This window comes from Mesorhizobium sp. YC-39, assembly GCF_025753795.1.
Taxonomy (GTDB): Bacteria; Pseudomonadota; Alphaproteobacteria; order Rhizobiales; family Rhizobiaceae; genus Mesorhizobium.
Genome location: NZ_JAOWPS010000006.1, coordinates 74,105 through 91,493, shown reverse-complemented (window position 1 = coordinate 91,493; position 17,389 = coordinate 74,105). Strand labels below are relative to the sequence as shown.

The window sequence follows — 17,389 nt, the reverse complement described above, 5'->3', positions numbered from 1 at the left end:
GCAGCAAAAGATAAGGCGGCCACGTCGCCGCAGCCGCCTCATCAAATTCCGGAAGCCTTTTGTCAGTGGCCTTCGATCATCGCGCCGTTCGAGGCCCAGACATAAATGGACGCAAACAGGAACAGCCAGACCACGTCGACGAAGTGCCAGTACCATGCGGCCGCCTCGAAGCCGAAATGCTGCTTGGGCGTAAAGTCGCCCTTCATCGCACGGACGAGGCACACAGCCAAGAAGATGGTGCCGATGATGACGTGGAAACCGTGGAAGCCCGTCGCCATGAAGAAAGTGGCGCCGTAGATGGAATCCTTGAAGCCGAAGGGCGCATGTATGTACTCGTAGGCCTGCACCATGGTGAACAGCATACCGAGGCCGACGGTCAGCACCAGGCCGTTGATCAGCCCCTTGCGGTCGCCATGGATGAGCGCGTGGTGCGCCCAGGTCACCGTGGTGCCCGACAGGAGCAGGATGACGGTATTGTAGAGCGGCAAGTGGAAGGGATCGAGGACCTCGAGGCCCTTGGGCGGCCAGACACCGCCGGTGAAGGCGGTGCGGGCGTATTGCTGTGCCTCGCCCGGAAACAGGCTGGCGTCGAAGAAAGCCCAGAACCAGGCGACGAAGAACATCACCTCGGAGGCGATGAACATGATCATGCCGTAGCGCAGATGCAGCGACACGACACGGGTGTGGTGGCCTTCATGCGCTTCCTTGATGGTGTCCGACCACCAGGCGAACATGGTGTAGAGGACGATCAGGAGGCCGATGAAGAAAAGCCAGGGATTGGCGATGTTGTAGCCGAAGATCGGGAAGTCGCCGGCCTTGAGATACTGCATCAGGCAGACGCCGCCGATCGCGGTCACCAGCGCGCCGACCGAACCCAGGAAAGGCCACGGGCTGGGGTCGACGAGATGGTAGTCATGCTGTGGTTTTGCGTGCGCGTCTGCCATATCAACCCCCGAGGCTTCCTTCGGTATTTGAAATCTTGTTGCTGCGTTCGACCGGCACCGACGATGCCACCGGCTTGTTCTTCTCGACCGGGAACATCGTGTAGGACAGGGTGATGGTCTTCAAGTCCTTCAGTTCCGGCACATTGACGATGTCGGGATCTACATAGAACACGACCGGCATGTCCAGCGTCTCGCCGGGCTTCAGCGTCGTGTCGGTGAAGCAGAAGCACTCGACCTTGTTGAAGTAAGGCCCGGCCAGTTCCGGCTGCACGTTGAAGGTGGCGCGGCCGGTGAAGGCGCGGCTGAACTTGTTGGTCGCGCTGTAATGCGCCTGTGTCGTCTCGCCTATCTTGATGGTGACCGAGCGGGCGACCGGCTGGAACTGCCAGGGAACGCCGGCCGTGTTGGCGTCGAAGCGTATGGTGATATCGCGGTCGAGCACGCGATCTGCATATTGCTGGGTGGCGCGCTTGACCGTGCCGCCATAGCCGGTCGCCTTGCAGAACATCGCATAGAGCGGCACCGCGGCGTAGGCCATGCCGATCATGCCGCCGAAGAAGGCGACGCACACGCCCGCGACAATGCGGTTCGTGTTCTTCTTCTTGGGATCGGTCACGGTGTCGCGGTTCATCTCACATCGTTCCAGCGAGGTTGTGGCCAAACTTCACGATGGTGGCGACATAGAAGATGACGACCAGCACCGCCAGCGCCACGCCGATGGCCACCGAACGATTGCGCCGGGCCTTCTGCTGACGCTCGGTCAGCGAAACGAGCTCAAGATTCTTGTCGACCATGGTCATGCTCCGCCGATCGCCAGCTCGCGCCCGACAACGCAGTCGGCGAGATAGACGGCGAAGATGGCGAAGAGATAAAGCAGCGAGTAGCCGAACAGGGCCTTGGCCGGCTTCATCACCTTGTCGTCTTCCGCCATGCGCAGTACCTTCCAGGCATACCAGATGAAGCCGGCGCCAAGCAGGGCCGCGACGACGCCATAGGCAGGCGTGGTGAAGCCGAGCACCCATGGCAGCACGCCCACCGGCGCCAGGATCAGCGCATAGGCGAAGATCTGACGTCTGGTCGACGCCTGGCCGGCGACATTCGGCATCATCGGGATGCCGGCCCTGGCATAGTCCTCGGACTTGAAGAGAGCGAGCGCCCAGAAATGCGGCGGCGTCCACAGGAAGATGATCAGGAACAGGATGAGGCTTTCCAGGCTGACCGTTCCGGTCACCGCCGCCCAGCCGATGACGGGCGGAATGGCGCCGGCGGCGCCGCCGATGACGATGTTCTGCGGCGTCCAGCGCTTCAGCCACATCGTGTAGATGACGGCGTAGAAGAAGATGGTGAAGGCGAGCAGCGTGGCTGACAGCCAGTTGACCAGCACGCCGAGCGTCATCACCGACATCACCGAAAGTACCAGGCCGAAGCTCAGCGCCTCGCCGGGCAGGATGCGGCCAGCCGGCACCGGACGGCTGGCGGTTCTGGTCATCACTGCATCGATATCGGCATCATACCACATGTTGAGCGCGCCGGAGGCGCCGGCACCGATTGCGATCGACAGGATCGCGATCACCGCCAGCAGCGGATTGATGGTCACCGGTGCGGCGACCAGGCCGACAAACGCGGTGAACACCACCAGCGACATGACGCGCGGCTTCAGCAGGGCAAAGAAATCGCCCGCCGTCGCTTCCGACATGCGGAAACCCGCTTCGTCAGTCAATCTCTCGTCGACAAGGGCCATGCGTACTAAAAGTCCATCATTCCGTTGGCCAAAACCGCCGGGCGGGCCGGCGGTTTCGTATTCTTGAGGCAACCGCTACTTGATCTTCGGCAGCTGTTCCCACTGGTGGAAGGGTGGCGGCGAAGGCAATTGCCATTCGAGCGTCGTCGCACCCTCGCCCCATGGATTGGCGCCAGCCACCCGCTTCTTCTGGAAGGCCTCGAACACGCCGTAGAGGAAGATGACGACGCCAATGGCCGAGATGTAGGAGCCGTAGGACGACACCATGTTCCAGCCGGCGAAGGCATCGGGATAGTCGATGTAGCGGCGCGGCATGCCTGACAGGCCGAGGAAATGCTGCGGGAAGAAGACGAGGTTGACGCCGACGAAGGTGACCCAGAAATGGGTGTTGCCGATGACAGGCGAATACATGTAGCCGGTCATCTTCGGGAACCAGTAGTACCAGCCGGCGAAGATGGCGAAGACCGCACCCAGCGACAGCACGTAGTGGAAGTGCGCGACGACGAAATAGGTGTCGTGCAGCGGGCGGTCGAGGCCGGCATTGGCGAGCTGGACGCCGGTGACGCCGCCGACGGTGAACAGGAAGATGAAGCCGATCGCCCACAGCATCGGGGTCTTCAGCGAAATCGACCCACCCCACATGGTGGCGATCCAGGAGAAGATCTTGACGCCCGTCGGCACCGCGATGACCATGGTGGCGAAGACGAAGTAGCGCTGCGTGTCGAGCGACAGGCCGGTCGTATACATATGATGCGCCCAGACGATGAAGCCGACGGCGCCGATCGCGACCATGGCGTAGGCCATGCCGAGATAACCGAACACCGGCTTCTTCGAGAAGGTCGAGACGATGTGGCTGATGATGCCGAAGCCGGGCAGGATCAGGATGTAGACTTCCGGATGGCCGAAGAACCAGAACAGGTGCTGGAACAGGATCGGGTCGCCGCCGCCATCCGGCGTGAAGAAGGTGGTGCCGAAATTGCGGTCAGTAAGCAGCATGGTGATGCCGCCGGCCAAAACCGGCAGCGACAGCAGCAGCAGGAAGGCGGTGATCAGCACCGACCAGGCAAACAGCGGCATCTTGTGCATGGTCATGCCAGGCGCGCGCATGTTGAAGATGGTGGTGATGAAATTGATGGCGCCGAGGATCGAGGAGGCGCCGGCGATGTGCAGCGACAGGATGGCCAGATCCATGGCCGGTCCGGGCTGACCCGATGTCGATAGTGGCGGATAGATCGTCCAGCCGCCGCCGACGCCGTAGGCGCCGGGCGCACTCGGCACGAACATCGAGATGAGCAGCAGGATCAGGGCCGGCGGCAGCAGCCAGAAGGAGATGTTGTTCATGCGCGGGAAGGCCATGTCGGGCGCACCGATCATGATCGGTACCATCCAGTTGGCAAAGCCGCCGATCAGCGCCGGCATAACCATGAAAAAGATCATGATCAGCGCATGCGCGGTGGTGAAGGCATTGTACATGCTCTTGCCACCGTCGAGCGCCGCATCGCCATCCATGCCGTAGACCATCTGCGCCAGGCCGGTGAAGATCTGGATGCCCGGCTCCATCAGTTCCATGCGCATGACGACCGAAAGCGCACCGCCGATGCAGCCAGCGATGATGGCAAAGATCAGGTAGAGCGTACCGATATCCTTGTGATTGGTCGAATACACCCAGCGGACCCAGCCATGATAGGGCTTGTGGTCGTGATCGTCGTGAGCTGCAGCCTCTGCCATATTCCGCTCCGTTCCCTGATCTTTCCTGGCCGCGGCATCAGTTGCCGGCGGCCGCTACCTTGTCTGCGCTGTCAACCTCAGCCATCAGCGCCTTGTTGGCGCCGGGCAGGTCGGTCCTGGCCGCTGCCAGCCAGGTGTTGTACTGCGCGTCGGAAACAACGCGGATCGCGATCGGCATGAAGGCGTGATCCTTGCCGCAGAGCTCCGAACACTGGCCGTAATAGAGGCCTTCCTTCTCCGCCTTGAACCAGACCTCGTTGATGCGGCCGGGAACCGCGTCGGTCTTGATGCCGAAGGACGGCATGGCGAAGGCATGGATAACGTCGGTCGCCGTGACCAGCACGCGCGTCATGGTGTTGACCGGCACCACCAACTCGTTGTCGACGGTGAGCAGGCGCGGATAGACGGCGCGATCTTCCTTGCCGGCCGCCGCGCGGTCAGCATCCGCGAGAATTGCGGAATTGAAGGAGAGCGTCTTGTCGACCTGGTATTCGTAGTCCCAGTTCCACTGGTTTCCCGTCGCCTTGATGGTCAGCTTGGCTTCTTCCGGCGGCGTGTATTGCGCGGTCAGCAACTGAAAGGAGGGAATGGCGAGGCAGAGCAGGATGACGACCGGCCCGACGGTCCAGATCACCTCGATCAGCGTGTTGTGGCTGGTCTTCGAGGGCACAGGGTTCACGCTCGCCCGGAACCGGAAGATGCAGTAGGCGAGAAGGAGCAGCACCAGGACGGTGATTGGAACGACGAAAAACATCGAGTAGTTCCCGAACCACTCGATCTGCCGCATGATGTCGGTCGCCGGAGGCTGAAAAGTGGTTTCCCAGGGTTGCGGCTGGGCCGCATGGGCAGACGCTCCAGCGAACAAGATGGCTGCCGCAGCGCTTGCTAGGAATTTGGCGCCTGCCAGGAATTTTCTCATCGCCCTCATCATCTCCCAGTTCCTCGCGATCGGACCGCAAGACTATCGAACAGGCCGGGACGAGAATCCCGGACAGTCCCAAGGCTGGTTCAAACCATACTCTATTTGCCTCCGCAAGAAAGGAGCGGAGGAAACCGTGCGGCATTTTTGCGCGCAGGCACTGGCCGCGCCGTTGAGGTGACAAAACGCCCTTCGCGGATCACCGGCGCGTGAACGGCAGCGACTACCCCGGAGCGATGCGCCGGGCGGTCGCAATTCGGGCGAATTTGCTAGGGAAAAGCGCAATATTCCCAGATCGGGGCAGACCGGCAGCGGTCTCGTCCTTTACTTGGCCTTGGCGCGGCTTAAAGTGCCGTGATTCGCAATGGAGCCGTCATGACCTCTTGGCTTTCGAGAACCTTGGCGAAGGTCATCTTGCTCGCCGCCATTGGCTTGTCCGGCATCGGCCAGGCCAGCGCCGCGCAGCCAAGCGGTACGGTCAAGTCGACGCATGGGGCGTGGTCGATCATCTGCGACACGCCGGCCGGCGCGACTTCAGAACAATGCGTGATGATGCAGAACGTCGTCGCCGAGGATCGCCCCGAGATGGGGCTTTCCGTCGTCGTGCTGCGCACCGCCGACAACAAGGCCGAGATCCTGCGCGTGCTGGCGCCGCTCGGCGTGCTGTTGCCCAACGGGCTGGGTCTCAATGTCGACGGCAAGGATATCGGCCGTGCCTATTTCGTGCGCTGCTTCCAGGACGGCTGCTATGCCGAGGTCATCCTTGAAAAGCCGCTGCTCGACACGCTGAAGACCGGCACCTCGGCCACCTTCATCGTCTTCCAGACGCCGGAAGAAGGTATCGGCATTCCCGTCGACCTGAAGGGTTTCGCGGACGGCTTCGCCGCCCTGCCCTGAAATCGGCCGCACATCCCAGTCCTTGACGATTATCTGGCCCGTCCGACGGCGATCGTCACCGCGTTTGGCGTCATTGCCGATTGTCTGAGCCTGTCTTCGCGCCTACATCGAGGGAACCCACGATCAATCTTCCCATGAATGGACCTGCCATGAACAGCCTGATCGGCCAATTCGACATTTCCGACGATCGCATCAAGGAGATCGTCGCCGAGACCATCAATGGCGCCGATGACGGCGAACTGTTTCTCGAATACAGCGAGAGCGAAGCGCTGATGTTCGACAACGGCCGGCTGAAGACCGCCAATTTCAACACCGACCAGGGTTTTGGCCTGCGCGCGGTTGCCGGCGAGGCCAGCGGCTACGCACATTCCAGCGATCTTTCCGAGGCCTCGCTGCTGCGTGCCGCCGACGCCGTTTCAACAGTCAAGGGCGGCTATTCCGGCACGCTTGCCGCCGCCCCCGCCCGCACCAACCGCCATCTCTATGGCGAAGAGAACCCTATCCCCTCGCCCTCTTTCGAGGCCAAGGCCAAGCTGCTGCAGGAAATCGATGCCTGGCTGCGCGCCGAGGATCCGCGGGTGCGGCAAGTGACGGCCTCGCTCGCCGCTTCCTGGCAGCATGTCGAGATCGTGCGCGCCGACGGCCAGATGGTGCGCGATATCCGCCCGCTGGTCAGGATCAACGTGTCGGTGGTGGTCGGCAATGGCGACCGGCAGGAAAGCGGTTCCTACGGCATGGGCGGGCGCAAGGCGTTTGGCGAGTTCCTGGTCGAGGACAGCTGGAAGCACGCCGCCAAGGAGGCGCTGCGCCAGGCGCTGGTCAATCTCGAGGCGATCCCGGCGCCGGCCGGCACGTTCGACATCGTGCTCTCCAGCGGCTGGCCAGGCGTCATGCTGCACGAGGCCGTCGGCCATGGGCTGGAAGGCGACTTCAACCGCAAGAAGACCTCGGCCTTCGCCGGGCTGATGGGCCAGCAAGTGGCCGCGAAGGGCGTCACCGTCGTCGATGACGGCACCTTGCCCGAGCGGCGCGGCTCGCTGACCGTCGACGACGAAGGCACGCCATCGGCCCGCAACGTGCTGATCGAGGACGGCAAGCTGGTCGGCTACATGCAGGATCGCCAGAACGCGCGGCTGATGGGGATGAAGGCCACCGGCAACGGACGGCGCGAAGGCTACGCGCACCAGCCGATGCCACGCATGACCAATACCTACATGACGGCAGGTGATATGCAGCCGGAAGAGATCATCGCCTCGGTCAAGAACGGCATCTATGCCGTCTCGTTTGGCGGCGGCCAGGTCGACATCACTTCGGGCAAGTTCGTGTTCGGCTGCACCGAGGCCTATATGATCGAGAACGGCAAGGTGACGCAGCCGATCAAGGGCGCAATGCTGATCGGCAACGGGCCGGACGCCATGCACCGCGTCTCGATGATCGGCAACGACATGAAGCTCGACAATGGCATCGGTATGTGCGGCAAGGCCGGACAGGGCGTGCCTGTCGGCGTCGGCCAGCCGCATCTCAGGATGAACCAGATGACGGTGGGTGGCACCAGGGTTTGAGTCTAGCTGCTCTTACAGCCATGACGCCGGCGTCCTCGGCAGGCGATGGCCGGGATCGATGATGTCGAGGCGTGGTGCATTGTCCTCGTTCCAGCGCCAGAGCGCGACACAGGTGCCGCCGGGCGACATGAAGGACGGGTAGATCACGCCGTGCAGACCGTCGGCGAGCAGGCGATCCCTCAGTGTGTGCGTCTCGGGCACAAACCCTCTATCGATGATGTCGCGCCATTCGCATCGGTGGATGTCCGCCGATACGCTGAGCTCAGTCAGCGTATCGGCATCCGTCAGGTCGGCCAGCCGCGCGCCTGTCAGTTCGAACTGTGCGATCAGCGCCGGGTGCTGGACAAAGCCTTGATTGTACTCGGCCCAGGCGGTGGACAGTTCCCGCGCGGCATAGATCGTTGCGGCGCCCAGCGGATTCCAGCGGCCGCCGAAGCGGGCAGCACCCGCGCCGGAGAGCGGCAGATGTGCCCAGCGTGGCACGAAGGCGCGCCATAGGGTCAGCCTGGTTTCAGGCATAGATGCCGGAGCGTACTGCCTCCAGATAGGCGAGCACCTTGTCCGTCTTGCCCTCGCGAACCAGATCGTAAGCGGTCTTTCCCGCCCAGCCGGGGATCGGCTGATGCTTGAACCAGATCGCCGCGCGTTGTTCGTTGCCGGCCATTTCGCCCGCCATCGACAGAATGCGAACGACGGGACTGAGGGCAGCGTCGACCTTACGCGCGCCGGCCTTGGCGGCAAGCGTGTTGCGCGCCACACCGATCAGGCCGGCCAGTTCCGTCAGATTGACGCCGAGCAGTTCGGCGACCCGCCTTGCCGAGAGAAATGGCGTGCGTTCCTCACCGAAACGCGACGCTGGGATGTCGAGGGCTACAGCCATGGCGATTTCCTGCGCATTTTGACACTATTCCATCAAAATATGCGCAATCCACGCGCAATTCAAGCTCAACGGATGCCGGCCCTCGATTTCTACCAGCCTATCGTCTTCTCCTCGGCTTCTCCAGCAGCGCCACAGCCTCGACATGCGGCGACCACAGGAACTGGTCGATCGGCGTCACACTTTTCAAGGCATAGCCACCGTCGATGAGGATGCGCAGATCCCGCGCCAGCGTCACCGGATTGCAGGAAACCGCGGCGACCAGCGGCACGTCGGAACGGGCGATCTGTTTCGACTGGTCTTCCGCACCCGCGCGCGGCGGATCGAAGACAAGCCCGTCGAAGCCATTCAATTCCTTGAATGTGAGCGGCCGCCGGAACAGGTCGCGGCGCTCGCTGGTCACCCGCTTCAGGCCGCTGGCGAAACGGAAGGCACGGTCGAGCGCCGCAAGGGCCGGCGCATCGCCTTCCGCGGCATGGACTTCCGATTTCGCGGCCAGGCGCAGCGCAAAGCTGCCGCAACCGGCGAAGAGATCGGCGACCTTTTTCGCGCGCGACAAATGCTGGCCGACGATGCCGGCCATCGCCTGCTCGGCGGCCTCTGTGGCCTGCAGGAAGGCGCCTGGCGGCAGCGCGACGGCGACGCCACCAAACAGGACGACCGGTTTCTTCGGCTCGACGATGATCTCGCCGTCGACCGAAAGCCTGGCCAGTCCCTCGGCGATAACGAAGTTGGAGGCGACGCGGCGCTGGTTCTCGCCAAGCTTGCCGGACTCGTGAGCCGCGACATCGAGGCCGGAGCCGGTCATCGTCACCGTCATGTGGAACGATTTGGTGGTTGCGCAGATCAGCCCGGCGAGGGCTTTCAAGCGGTCGAACGCGGCGACGATTCCGGGCAGCGAGATCGGGCATTCCTCGATGGCAATGACTTCGGACGACAGCGCGCGGACGAAGCCGAGCCGCATGCCGGCCTCGGTCCGCCGCGCACTGAAGACGACACGGCGGCGCGTCTGCGGCGAGCACGGCACCAGCACGCCGACGTCGCAAGCAATGCCCTTGCTCTTCAGTGCATGCATGACCTTGTCGCGCTTCCACTGGCGGTAGGTTTCAGCCTCCAGATGTTGGAGGGCGCAGCCGCCGCATTCGGTGAAATGCCGGCAGGCCGGGTCGATCCTGAGCGGCGAAGCCTCCAGCACCGACATCAGCGTGGCGCGATCCTTTTCGCGTGCGGCGGTGACGGTTTCGCCGGGCAGCGTGAAGGGAATGAAAACCTCACCGCTGTCGGTCTCGGCGACGCCGTCGCCCTGGGAGCCCAGCCTTGCGATGGCGAAGCGCGCGCTCATCGGTCCTTGATCCCGGCGAGTAGGAACTCACGATTGCCGTCGCCGCCTTCGATCGGCGACAGATTCAGCCCCAGCGAGCGCCAGCCGGGAATGCCGTCCAGCCAATCCCCGAGCAGGCCGGCAACGCGCGCCGCATCGTAGGGATCCTTCAGCAAGCCGCCCTTGCCTATCGCCGCGCGGCCGGCTTCGAACTGCGGCTTGACCAGCAGCAGCGCGCGCGCACCTTTGCCGGCCAGTTCAAGCGCCGGCGGCAAGGCCAACTTCAACGAAATGAAGCTGACATCGCAGACGATGAAATTGGGAATACGGCCGGCAAGATCATTGGCCAGTAGTTCACGAGCGTTGAGGCCTTCGATAACAGTGACACGCGGATCGCCAGAAATGTCCAGATGTATCTGGCCATGGCCGACATCGATCGCCGTGACATGCGCAGCACCGCGTTGGAGCAGCACCTGGGTGAAGCCCCCGGTCGAGGCGCCGACATCGAGCGCTTCGCTGCCTGAGGGGTCGAGGCGAAAATGGTCGAGCCCGGCGATCAGCTTCAGCGCCGCGCGCGAAACATAACCCTGAGCCGGATCGTCGATGGCGATGAGACAGTCGGGCAACGCGGTCTGGCCGGGCTTGCGGGCGACGACGCCGTCGACCGTCACGGTGCCACGCTCGATGGCGTCACGGGCGCGCGAGCGGCTGGGAAACAGGCCGCGCTGGACGAGCAATTCGTCAAGCCGCTGGCGTATGCTGGCAGGCACAGGGGAATTCATCGACCTTCATTGGCGAAAGCCAGCCACGAAGGCAAGGATATTAGAGCAGAGGACGCTGACCGACCCCACGGCGTGTTGAATATCGCACCCAGTCCGGCAAAATGCGAGGGCCAGACGCCTCTTGCTCAGGCAATGCGAAGGAGGACGAATGCTGACTGGAACCTGCCATTGCGGTGCGGCCCATTGGACCTTGGAGGGCGATCCCGGCTCGATCACAGCCTGCAGCTGCACGCTTTGCCGCCGCTATGGCGTGCTCTGGGCCTACGACTATGCCGATGAGCGCATACGCGTTGCGGGACCTCTGCGTTCCTATACGCGCGCCGGAAAGGATGCGCCCGCACTCGAGATCCTGTTCTGTCCTACCTGTGCTTGCGTCCTGGCATGGCGCGGCCTGCGTCCCAGCGCAAAGGGTCGCACGCGGATCGCCGTCAATGTGAGGCTGGCGCCGCCGGAGGCGGTCGCCGACCTCCCTATCGACCATTTCGATGGCCTCGACACATTCGAGGACCTGCCGAGCGATGGCCGCTGCGTGCGCGACATGTGGTTCTAGTCTAGTTTCTAAAAGATTGTTCGCGAAATCTGTCGGTCGACGGCCGGCATCAAGCGGTCGCCACTACCGCCTGACGCCTCCTTGCGCGAACGCTCGGCTGGGACGGGCGGTGGCGATGCGGCTTCGGGAACGACGACCAATTGCGGCACCTGCTTGTAGGAAAAGCCGCCGCGGATATCGCCCATCTTGCTGGCGACAATGCCCACCGCCGCCTTTTCGAGGTTGCGATCGTAGGGCGTTTCGGCCACGGCCGGCGCGGCGATGACGGCCAAAAGCGCCACGCCGCACAGAAGCGTTCTCATTGTACTTGTCTCCCTGCCTGATCAAACTTTAGCAGGGCACCGTTGAAAAACGGCCAAGAGACACGGTAAGCAAAACGCCAAATTGCAGCGTAAACAATAGGTTACTATTGTTCGCCGGCAAATTGATTCAAGCCGTTGAGGTTTTGATTCAGGCGCGCTGCGCGCTGGCGGCGTGCCCAAGGGCAACGAAAACCGTACGCACGATGCCGGCCGAGTCCAGCCCGGCGTCGGCATACATTTTTTCGGGCTTGGCGTGATCGGTGAACACGTCGGGCAGCACCAGCGGGCGCACCTTCAGGCCGCTCTCCAGCAATCCCTCATGCGCCAGGAATTGCAGCACATGGCTGGCAAAGCCGCCGACCGCGCCTTCTTCCACTGTCACCAGCACCTCGTGCGAGCGCGCCAGCCGCCGGATCAGGTCCTCGTCGAGCGGCTTGGCGAAACGGGCGTCGGCAACCGTGGTGGAAAGCCCCGCCGCGCCGAGTTCCTCCGCGGCAGCCATGCAATCCTGCAGCCGCGTTCCAAAGGACAGCAACGCGACCTTGGTCCCTTCCCTGACGATGCGGCCCTTGCCGATTTCGAGCACGGAGCCGCGCTCCGGCATGTCGACGCCAACGCCGTTGCCACGCGGATAACGGAAGGCGATAGGCCCGTCATCATAGCTTGCCGCCGTGCGCACCATGTGGCGCAGTTCCGCTTCGTCGGCCGCCGCCATGACGACAAAACCGGGCAGCGTCGCCAGAAAGGTCGTGTCGAAGGCACCGCAATGGGTGGCGCCATCGGCGCCGACGAAGCCGGCGCGGTCGATGGGAAAGCGCACTGGCAGGCCCTGGATCGCCACGTCATGGACGACCTGGTCGTAGGCGCGCTGCAGGAAGGTCGAATAGATCGCGGCAAAGGGCCTGTAACCCTCGGTGGCGAGACCGGCGGCAAAGGTCACCGCATGCTGCTCGGCAATGCCGACATCGAAGGTTCTTGTCGGGAACACCTCGCCGAAGAGATCGAGACCGGTCCCGTTCGGCATGGCGGCGGTCACGGCGACGATGCGGTCGTCCTCCCGGGCCTCCTGGATCAGGCTCTCGGCGAAGACCTTGGTGTAGCTCGGCGCGTTGGCCGGCGCCTTGGCCTGCGCGCCGGTGATGACGTCGAATTTGTTGACGCCGTGATACTTGTCGGGCGCGGCCTCGGCCGGCCCGTAGCCCTTGCCCTTCTGGGTCACGACATGGATAAGCACCGGGCCGTCGGCATTGTCGCGGACATTCTTCAGCACCGGGATCAGATGCTCGAGATTGTGGCCGTCGATCGGGCCGATGTGATAGAAGCCAAGCTCCTCGAACAGCGTGCCGCCGGTGACGTAACCGCGCGCGTGCTCGACCGCCCGGGTAATGGCGCGATCGGCGCGCTCGCCGAGATAGGAGGTCAGCTTCTTGCCGAAATCGCGCAAGCCCAGATAGGTCTTGCCGGAGGCAAGGCGGGCCAGATAGGCGCTCATCGCGCCGGTCGGCGGGGCGATCGACATGTCGTTGTCGTTGAGGATGACGATGAGACGGGCATCGAGCGCACCGGCATTGTTCATCGCTTCATAGGCCATGCCAGCCGACATGGCGCCGTCACCGATGACGGCAATGACATTGTTGCGGCCGCCAGAGAGGTCGCGCGCCATCGCCATGCCGAGGCCGGCGGAAATCGAGGTCGAGGAATGCGCAGCGCCGAACGGATCGTATTCGCTCTCGGCGCGCCGGGTGAAGCCGGAGAGGCCGCCCTCTTGCCTGAGCGTGCGGATGCGGTCGCGGCGGCCGGTCAGGATCTTGTGCGGATAGGCCTGATGGCCGACATCCCAGATCAGCCGGTCATCCGGCGTGTTGAAGACATAGTGCAGCGCAACCGTCAGTTCGACCACGCCAAGGCCGGCGCCAAGATGTCCGCCAGTGTGGGACACGGCGTCGATCAACTCGGCACGAAGCTCCGACGCCAGCTGCGGCAGCTCGCCTTCGGCAAGCGTCCTGAGGTCGGCCGGAATGCGGACCTTGTCGAGAAGCGGCGTATCGGGCTTTGCGTTCACTGGTTACGGGCCTGCTCAGGCTTTTTGTTCATCGCGAGATAGGCCGATGGCCGGCGAATGTAAATGCGTGTCAGTGACGCGGCGGGGATTCCAAGTGTTAAAGTGCGCTCTGTGCACCCAGGAGGCCGCATTCTAATTGTCCGGCAAAGGAATGAATTCTTTCTCATCTCCTGGAACGATATCGAAGCGCCCCGTCTTCCATTCTTCTTTCGCCTGTTCGATGCGTTCCTTCGACGATGAGACGAAGTTCCACCAGATATAGCGCTTTGAGCCGAGCGAGGCGCCGCCAAACAGCATGAAATGAGCGCCGCCTTCCGACGACACGACAATCTCGTCGCCGGGCCGGAACACCAGCAGCCGCTCGGCCGGAAAGCGGTCACCGGAGATCGAAACCTCACCTTCAAGCGTATAGATGGCGCGCTCTTCGGCATCGGCCGGGATTTTCACGCTGGCGTCGGGCGCCAGCCTGAGATCGGCATAGAGCGTCTCCGAGGCGGTGCTTACCGGAGACCGCAACCCGGAAAACGCGCCGATGACGATGCGTCCGCTGACGCCATCGGCATCGATTTCGGGCAGGTGCAGGGCGGCAGTGTTCTCGAAGACCGGCGCGACCTCTTCCTTGCCGTCCGGCAGCGCCAGCCATGTCTGCAGGCCGGAGACCGACATCGGCGCGCCGCGCAACTCCTCCGGCGTGCGCTCGGAATGGACGATGCCGCGGCCGGCGGTCATCAGATTCACGTCGCCGGGCTGGATCACCATTTCAGTGCCGAGCGAATCGCGGTGCCTGATCTTGCCGTCGAACAAATAGGTGACCGTCGACAGGCCGATATGCGGATGCGGACGCACATCGAGCGCCTGGCCGGCCCGCAGGATGGCCGGACCCATGCGGTCGAAGAAAATGAAAGGCCCAACCAGCCGGCGCTTGGCGGTCGGCAAGGCACGGCGAACCTGGAAGCCGCCAATATCCTTGGCGTTTGGAATGACCATCAATTCGATCTGGTCGCTGGCGAAGGCATCGCCAGCCTGCGGGTCATTTCCAGGAAAGAAACTCATGCGGTCTCCTCAGGCGAAGCGGAGTGCGGATCTGGCTTTCGTCTTGGCCGCCACCTCTTCGCGATTGCGTGGCTCTTGGGTGGTTTCCATCGAATCGAGCAGTTCGCGCGCAGCAGCCGCGATCGCCTCGACGGCATGGTTGAAGGCATGCTCGTTGCGCTTGGAAGGTTTGGTGGAGCCGCTCAGCTTGCGAACAAACTGAAGTGCGGCGTCATGCACCTCGTCGTTGGTCGCCGGCGGATCGAAATTGAACAGAGTCTTGATGTTTCTGCACATCGTTCGCAATCTCCTCGTCTTGGAGCCGTTTCAATCGAGATGAGTTTTATCCTCAATCATGATCATGTCCAAAAGCCGATAAGGCGAAATTGTGGTTTCGAGGCGGTGCTTCAATCCGCGTCGAGCGGTTCTGTTCCCACCGGCTTGCCGTCGCGCGACAACCTGATCTTCTCAACCTTGTCCTCGGCCGCCTTCAACAACCGGTCGCAATGCACCTTCAGCGCCTCGCCGCGCTCATAGATGCGGATTGACTGGTCGAGTGGCACATCGCCGCGCTCCAGATCATCGACGATCTTCTCCAGCGCGTCGAGCGCCTGTTCGAAGCTCATCGCCTTGACGTCTTCATTCGCTTCGCCAGCCATTCCTCATCCTTTCATCAGTCGCCCGACATGGGCGGCGACCGAAAATGCCAGTCCCTGCAGATCGTAGCCGCCCTCCAGCAGGCTAATGAGCCGGTTGCCGCTGTGGCGCCCGGCACACTCGATCAACTGGCCGGTCGCCCAATCGAAATCATCCTCGGTCAGGTTGATCTCGGCCAGCGGATCGCGGTGATGCGCATCGAACCCTGCCGAGATAATGATGAGGTCAGGCGCGAAATTGTCGAGCGCCGGCAAGACGCGCGACAAAAAGGCGTCGCGGAACATCTCGCTGCCGGTGCGCGGCGAAAGCGGCGCATTAACGATGTTGCCGGCGCCGGTTTCATTCTTCGCTCCGGTGCCGGGGTAAAGTGGCATCTGGTGCGTCGAGCAATAGAGCACCGACGGATCGTCCCAGAAAATGTCCTGCGTGCCATTGCCATGATGCACATCCCAGTCGACGACGGCGACGCGCTCGGCCCGATGCTTCCGTTGCGCGTAGCGCGCCGCGATCGCCGCCGTGTTGAAGAGACAGAAACCCATGGACGTCGTCTTCTCGGCATGATGGCCGGGTGGACGCGCGGCGACAAAGACGTTGTCGGCGCGCTTCTCGAAAACGTCGTCGACAGCGGCGTTGGCGGCGCCGATCGCCGTCACCGCCGCCTGCCAGCTTTTCGGGCTGGCGGTGGTGTCGGCGTCGATGCGGGCAATGCCGGTGTCCGGTATGGTGGCACGAACGCGCGCGACGAATTCCTCAGGGTGCGCGTAGAGGATGGTCGCCTCGTCGCCTGCCGGCGCCTCGGCACGATCGAGTGCCGCAAAGGCCTCGTCGTCGAGCACGCGCTCGATGGCGCGCAAGCGGTCGGGGCGCTCCGGATGGCCCGGCGGCGTTATATGTTCCAAGAAGATCGGGTGGGTGTAGAGACGGGTGGCCATGCCCCGATATAGGCGCGCCCGGCCGTTTTGACCATGTTTTCGCGCGACTAAAGCCGGACGTTCAACAGGGTTTAGCTATTGGATGCCGGCTGCGTCCAGCGCGAGCCACCGACCGAAGCCAGTGCCTTGTCCTTGATCTGCCTGAACTTCGAGGAGGCTTCGGCCAGCCTCCGGTCCCAGTCGGGATCGGGCACCTGGCCCTCGATGGTCCTGAAATAGACCTGCATCAGGCAAGCGATGGCAAAGGGTTCGATGAACGCCGCCTTGAAGGCCCAGGCGAAGACGATGGCAAGCACGAAGGCCCAGCCGCCGAGTTGGCCGGGCATGAACCAGAGGATGGCGCCGGCCGGTGCCAGCATCAGCAGGAAAATAATGAAGGAAATGCCCCACATGATCACCGCCAGCCAGATAGCGTTCCTGACCATGGTCTTGCCGTTCTGCGCGTAGAGCACGACACCCTGGCGCGCCGTCTCGAAAGGCGAGGCGGAATTGGCGCGGATGTTGTAGCCGAGAATGATCTCGTCGACATAGGTCAGCGACAGGCGGATCACCGTGTTGATGAAGCTGACCAGACCGCCCAGGCCCGGGATGGGCAGGAAGGCGGCGATGCCGCCGATGAGGCCGGTTATGGCGCGGATGGCACCCTTGACCAGCTGGTCGAGCACGAAAAGAACGTTGGCCTCGGCGAAACGCTCTTTCACGACTTCCCTGGCATAGGCGATCTGGTTCTGGCCACCGGGCACAGCCTGGCCGTCGATCAGATGGACCATGACGGCGATATGGCCGGCCTTTACGATGTAAAGGATGTATTCGCGTATCCAGTATACGGCGATCGAAACGACGCCGAACCCGACCACACCACCCCACAAGGCGAAAGACAGCGGTCCGTCGGGATCGGTGGAGACGTGGCCGACGCCATAGCCGACGCCGGCGCCCGTGCCGGTCGCCACGATATAGGCCAGCGTGATGCCGAAATAGACGATCATGCGAAAGACGATGAAGGGCCATGTCCTGATCATGATGGACACCGACCTGCCGATCTGGAAATCCCACATGCTCCCGAATCTCCCCCTCAGAGATGGA

At 63.0% G+C, this 17,389-nt stretch carries 20 protein-coding genes; 3 read left to right on the top strand and 17 right to left on the bottom strand.

What is annotated here, in order from left to right; genetic code table 11:
- Window positions 1–62: 62 nt before the first annotated feature.
- The 6 genes from OHD62_RS29360 to coxB form a co-directional block, all read right to left on the bottom strand.
- Window positions 63–944, bottom strand: a complete 882-nt coding sequence (locus OHD62_RS29360) for a cytochrome c oxidase subunit 3 (RefSeq protein ID WP_263790364.1) — start codon at window positions 942–944, stop codon at window positions 63–65.
- 1 nt (window position 945) lies between these two features.
- On the bottom strand, window positions 946–1,575 hold the full coding sequence (locus OHD62_RS29355) for a cytochrome c oxidase assembly protein (RefSeq protein WP_263790362.1): 630 nt from the start codon (window positions 1,573–1,575) through the stop codon (window positions 946–948).
- Between the two features lies 1 nt (window position 1,576).
- Entirely contained in the window at window positions 1,577–1,738 is a 162-nt protein-coding gene (locus OHD62_RS29350; protein WP_107650175.1) for a hypothetical protein, read from the bottom strand.
- A 2-nt stretch (window positions 1,739–1,740) separates the two neighbouring features.
- Window positions 1,741–2,685 (bottom strand): heme o synthase, encoded by a 945-nt coding sequence (locus OHD62_RS29345; protein ID WP_263790360.1) that lies wholly within the window; start codon window positions 2,683–2,685, stop codon window positions 1,741–1,743.
- A 75-nt stretch (window positions 2,686–2,760) separates the two neighbouring features.
- Entirely contained in the window at window positions 2,761–4,413 is a 1,653-nt protein-coding gene (ctaD, locus tag OHD62_RS29340; RefSeq protein ID WP_263790358.1) for a cytochrome c oxidase subunit I, read from the bottom strand.
- Between the two features lie 37 nt (window positions 4,414–4,450).
- Complete coding sequence (gene coxB / locus OHD62_RS29335; RefSeq protein ID WP_412177432.1) at window positions 4,451–5,332, bottom strand: cytochrome c oxidase subunit II; 882 nt, start codon at window positions 5,330–5,332, stop codon at window positions 4,451–4,453.
- 375 nt (window positions 5,333–5,707) lie between these two features.
- Between coxB and OHD62_RS29330 the strand changes: the two genes are divergently transcribed.
- Together OHD62_RS29330 and tldD are read left to right on the top strand one after the other, a co-directional pair.
- Window positions 5,708–6,229 (top strand): invasion associated locus B family protein, encoded by a 522-nt coding sequence (locus OHD62_RS29330; protein ID WP_263790356.1) that lies wholly within the window; start codon window positions 5,708–5,710, stop codon window positions 6,227–6,229.
- A gap of 149 nt (window positions 6,230–6,378) precedes the next feature.
- Window positions 6,379–7,791 (top strand): metalloprotease TldD, encoded by a 1,413-nt coding sequence (gene tldD / locus OHD62_RS29325; RefSeq protein ID WP_263790355.1) that lies wholly within the window; start codon window positions 6,379–6,381, stop codon window positions 7,789–7,791.
- 12 nt (window positions 7,792–7,803) lie between these two features.
- On the opposite strand, the gene OHD62_RS29320 is transcribed toward tldD, so the two are convergent.
- The 4 genes from OHD62_RS29320 to OHD62_RS29305 form a co-directional block, all read right to left on the bottom strand.
- A complete protein-coding gene (locus OHD62_RS29320; protein WP_263790354.1) occupies window positions 7,804–8,310 on the bottom strand; it encodes an RES family NAD+ phosphorylase in 507 nt (168 codons plus the stop codon).
- Complete coding sequence (locus OHD62_RS29315) at window positions 8,303–8,671, bottom strand: MbcA/ParS/Xre antitoxin family protein (RefSeq protein ID WP_263790352.1); 369 nt, start codon at window positions 8,669–8,671, stop codon at window positions 8,303–8,305. Before OHD62_RS29315 ends, OHD62_RS29320 begins: the two co-directional genes overlap by 8 nt.
- 97 nt (window positions 8,672–8,768) lie before the next feature.
- Window positions 8,769–10,010 (bottom strand): class I SAM-dependent RNA methyltransferase, encoded by a 1,242-nt coding sequence (locus tag OHD62_RS29310; RefSeq protein ID WP_263790349.1) that lies wholly within the window; start codon window positions 10,008–10,010, stop codon window positions 8,769–8,771.
- Window positions 10,007–10,771 (bottom strand): TlyA family RNA methyltransferase, encoded by a 765-nt coding sequence (locus tag OHD62_RS29305; RefSeq protein WP_263790347.1) that lies wholly within the window; start codon window positions 10,769–10,771, stop codon window positions 10,007–10,009. Before OHD62_RS29305 ends, OHD62_RS29310 begins: the two co-directional genes overlap by 4 nt.
- Window positions 10,772–10,919: 148 nt before the next feature.
- Here OHD62_RS29305 and OHD62_RS29300 point away from each other — a divergent pair, with 148 nt between their 5' ends.
- A complete protein-coding gene (locus OHD62_RS29300) occupies window positions 10,920–11,321 on the top strand; it encodes a GFA family protein (protein ID WP_263790344.1) in 402 nt (133 codons plus the stop codon).
- Between the two features lie 8 nt (window positions 11,322–11,329).
- Here the strand turns inward: OHD62_RS29300 and OHD62_RS29295 are convergent, their stop codons facing one another.
- The 7 genes from OHD62_RS29295 to OHD62_RS29265 form a co-directional block, all read right to left on the bottom strand.
- Window positions 11,330–11,623, bottom strand: a complete 294-nt coding sequence (locus OHD62_RS29295) for a hypothetical protein (protein ID WP_263790342.1) — start codon at window positions 11,621–11,623, stop codon at window positions 11,330–11,332.
- A gap of 148 nt (window positions 11,624–11,771) precedes the next feature.
- Window positions 11,772–13,685 carry a 1-deoxy-D-xylulose-5-phosphate synthase gene (dxs, locus tag OHD62_RS29290; protein WP_263790340.1) on the bottom strand — a complete coding sequence of 638 codons (1,914 nt, stop codon included), beginning with the start codon at window positions 13,683–13,685 and terminating at the stop codon, window positions 11,772–11,774.
- Window positions 13,686–13,817: 132 nt separating this feature from the next.
- Window positions 13,818–14,738, bottom strand: a complete 921-nt coding sequence (locus OHD62_RS29285) for a pirin family protein (RefSeq protein WP_263790338.1) — start codon at window positions 14,736–14,738, stop codon at window positions 13,818–13,820.
- 9 nt (window positions 14,739–14,747) lie between these two features.
- On the bottom strand, window positions 14,748–15,014 hold the full coding sequence (locus OHD62_RS29280; RefSeq protein WP_263790336.1) for a DUF2277 domain-containing protein: 267 nt from the start codon (window positions 15,012–15,014) through the stop codon (window positions 14,748–14,750).
- Between the two features lie 110 nt (window positions 15,015–15,124).
- The gene (locus OHD62_RS29275) at window positions 15,125–15,376 is read right to left on the bottom strand and encodes an exodeoxyribonuclease VII small subunit (protein WP_006330579.1); all 252 of its coding nucleotides are present in this window, start codon (window positions 15,374–15,376) and stop codon (window positions 15,125–15,127) included.
- A gap of 3 nt (window positions 15,377–15,379) precedes the next feature.
- A complete protein-coding gene (locus tag OHD62_RS29270; protein WP_263790331.1) occupies window positions 15,380–16,306 on the bottom strand; it encodes a histone deacetylase family protein in 927 nt (308 codons plus the stop codon).
- Between the two features lie 71 nt (window positions 16,307–16,377).
- Window positions 16,378–17,361: a hypothetical protein gene (locus OHD62_RS29265; protein WP_263790330.1), complete on the bottom strand. Its 984-nt coding sequence runs from the start codon at window positions 17,359–17,361 to the stop codon at window positions 16,378–16,380.
- Between the last annotated feature and the right edge of the window lie 28 nt (window positions 17,362–17,389).

Bases quoted from the DNA above. Each gene is read 5' to 3' on its own strand.
- OHD62_RS29360 (WP_263790364.1), bottom strand. From the start codon at position 944: ATGGCAGACGCGCACGCAAAACCACAGCATGACTACCATCTCGTCGAC.
- OHD62_RS29355 (WP_263790362.1), bottom strand. From the start codon at position 1,575: ATGAACCGCGACACCGTGACCGATCCCAAGAAGAAGAACACGAACCGC.
- OHD62_RS29350 (WP_107650175.1), bottom strand. From the start codon at position 1,738: ATGGTCGACAAGAATCTTGAGCTCGTTTCGCTGACCGAGCGTCAGCAG.
- OHD62_RS29345 (WP_263790360.1), bottom strand. From the start codon at position 2,685: ATGGCCCTTGTCGACGAGAGATTGACTGACGAAGCGGGTTTCCGCATG.
- ctaD (WP_263790358.1), bottom strand. From the start codon at position 4,413: ATGGCAGAGGCTGCAGCTCACGACGATCACGACCACAAGCCCTATCAT.
- coxB (WP_412177432.1), bottom strand. From the start codon at position 5,332: ATGAGAAAATTCCTGGCAGGCGCCAAATTCCTAGCAAGCGCTGCGGCA.
- OHD62_RS29330 (WP_263790356.1), top strand. From the start codon at position 5,708: ATGACCTCTTGGCTTTCGAGAACCTTGGCGAAGGTCATCTTGCTCGCC.
- tldD (WP_263790355.1), top strand. From the start codon at position 6,379: ATGAACAGCCTGATCGGCCAATTCGACATTTCCGACGATCGCATCAAG.
- OHD62_RS29320 (WP_263790354.1), bottom strand. From the start codon at position 8,310: ATGCCTGAAACCAGGCTGACCCTATGGCGCGCCTTCGTGCCACGCTGG.
- OHD62_RS29315 (WP_263790352.1), bottom strand. From the start codon at position 8,671: ATGGCTGTAGCCCTCGACATCCCAGCGTCGCGTTTCGGTGAGGAACGC.
- OHD62_RS29310 (WP_263790349.1), bottom strand. From the start codon at position 10,010: ATGAGCGCGCGCTTCGCCATCGCAAGGCTGGGCTCCCAGGGCGACGGC.
- OHD62_RS29305 (WP_263790347.1), bottom strand. From the start codon at position 10,771: ATGAATTCCCCTGTGCCTGCCAGCATACGCCAGCGGCTTGACGAATTG.
- OHD62_RS29300 (WP_263790344.1), top strand. From the start codon at position 10,920: ATGCTGACTGGAACCTGCCATTGCGGTGCGGCCCATTGGACCTTGGAG.
- OHD62_RS29295 (WP_263790342.1), bottom strand. From the start codon at position 11,623: ATGAGAACGCTTCTGTGCGGCGTGGCGCTTTTGGCCGTCATCGCCGCG.
- OHD62_RS29285 (WP_263790338.1), bottom strand. From the start codon at position 14,738: ATGAGTTTCTTTCCTGGAAATGACCCGCAGGCTGGCGATGCCTTCGCC.
- OHD62_RS29280 (WP_263790336.1), bottom strand. From the start codon at position 15,014: ATGTGCAGAAACATCAAGACTCTGTTCAATTTCGATCCGCCGGCGACC.
- OHD62_RS29275 (WP_006330579.1), bottom strand. From the start codon at position 15,376: ATGGCTGGCGAAGCGAATGAAGACGTCAAGGCGATGAGCTTCGAACAG.
- OHD62_RS29270 (WP_263790331.1), bottom strand. From the start codon at position 16,306: ATGGCCACCCGTCTCTACACCCACCCGATCTTCTTGGAACATATAACG.
- OHD62_RS29265 (WP_263790330.1), bottom strand. From the start codon at position 17,361: ATGTGGGATTTCCAGATCGGCAGGTCGGTGTCCATCATGATCAGGACA.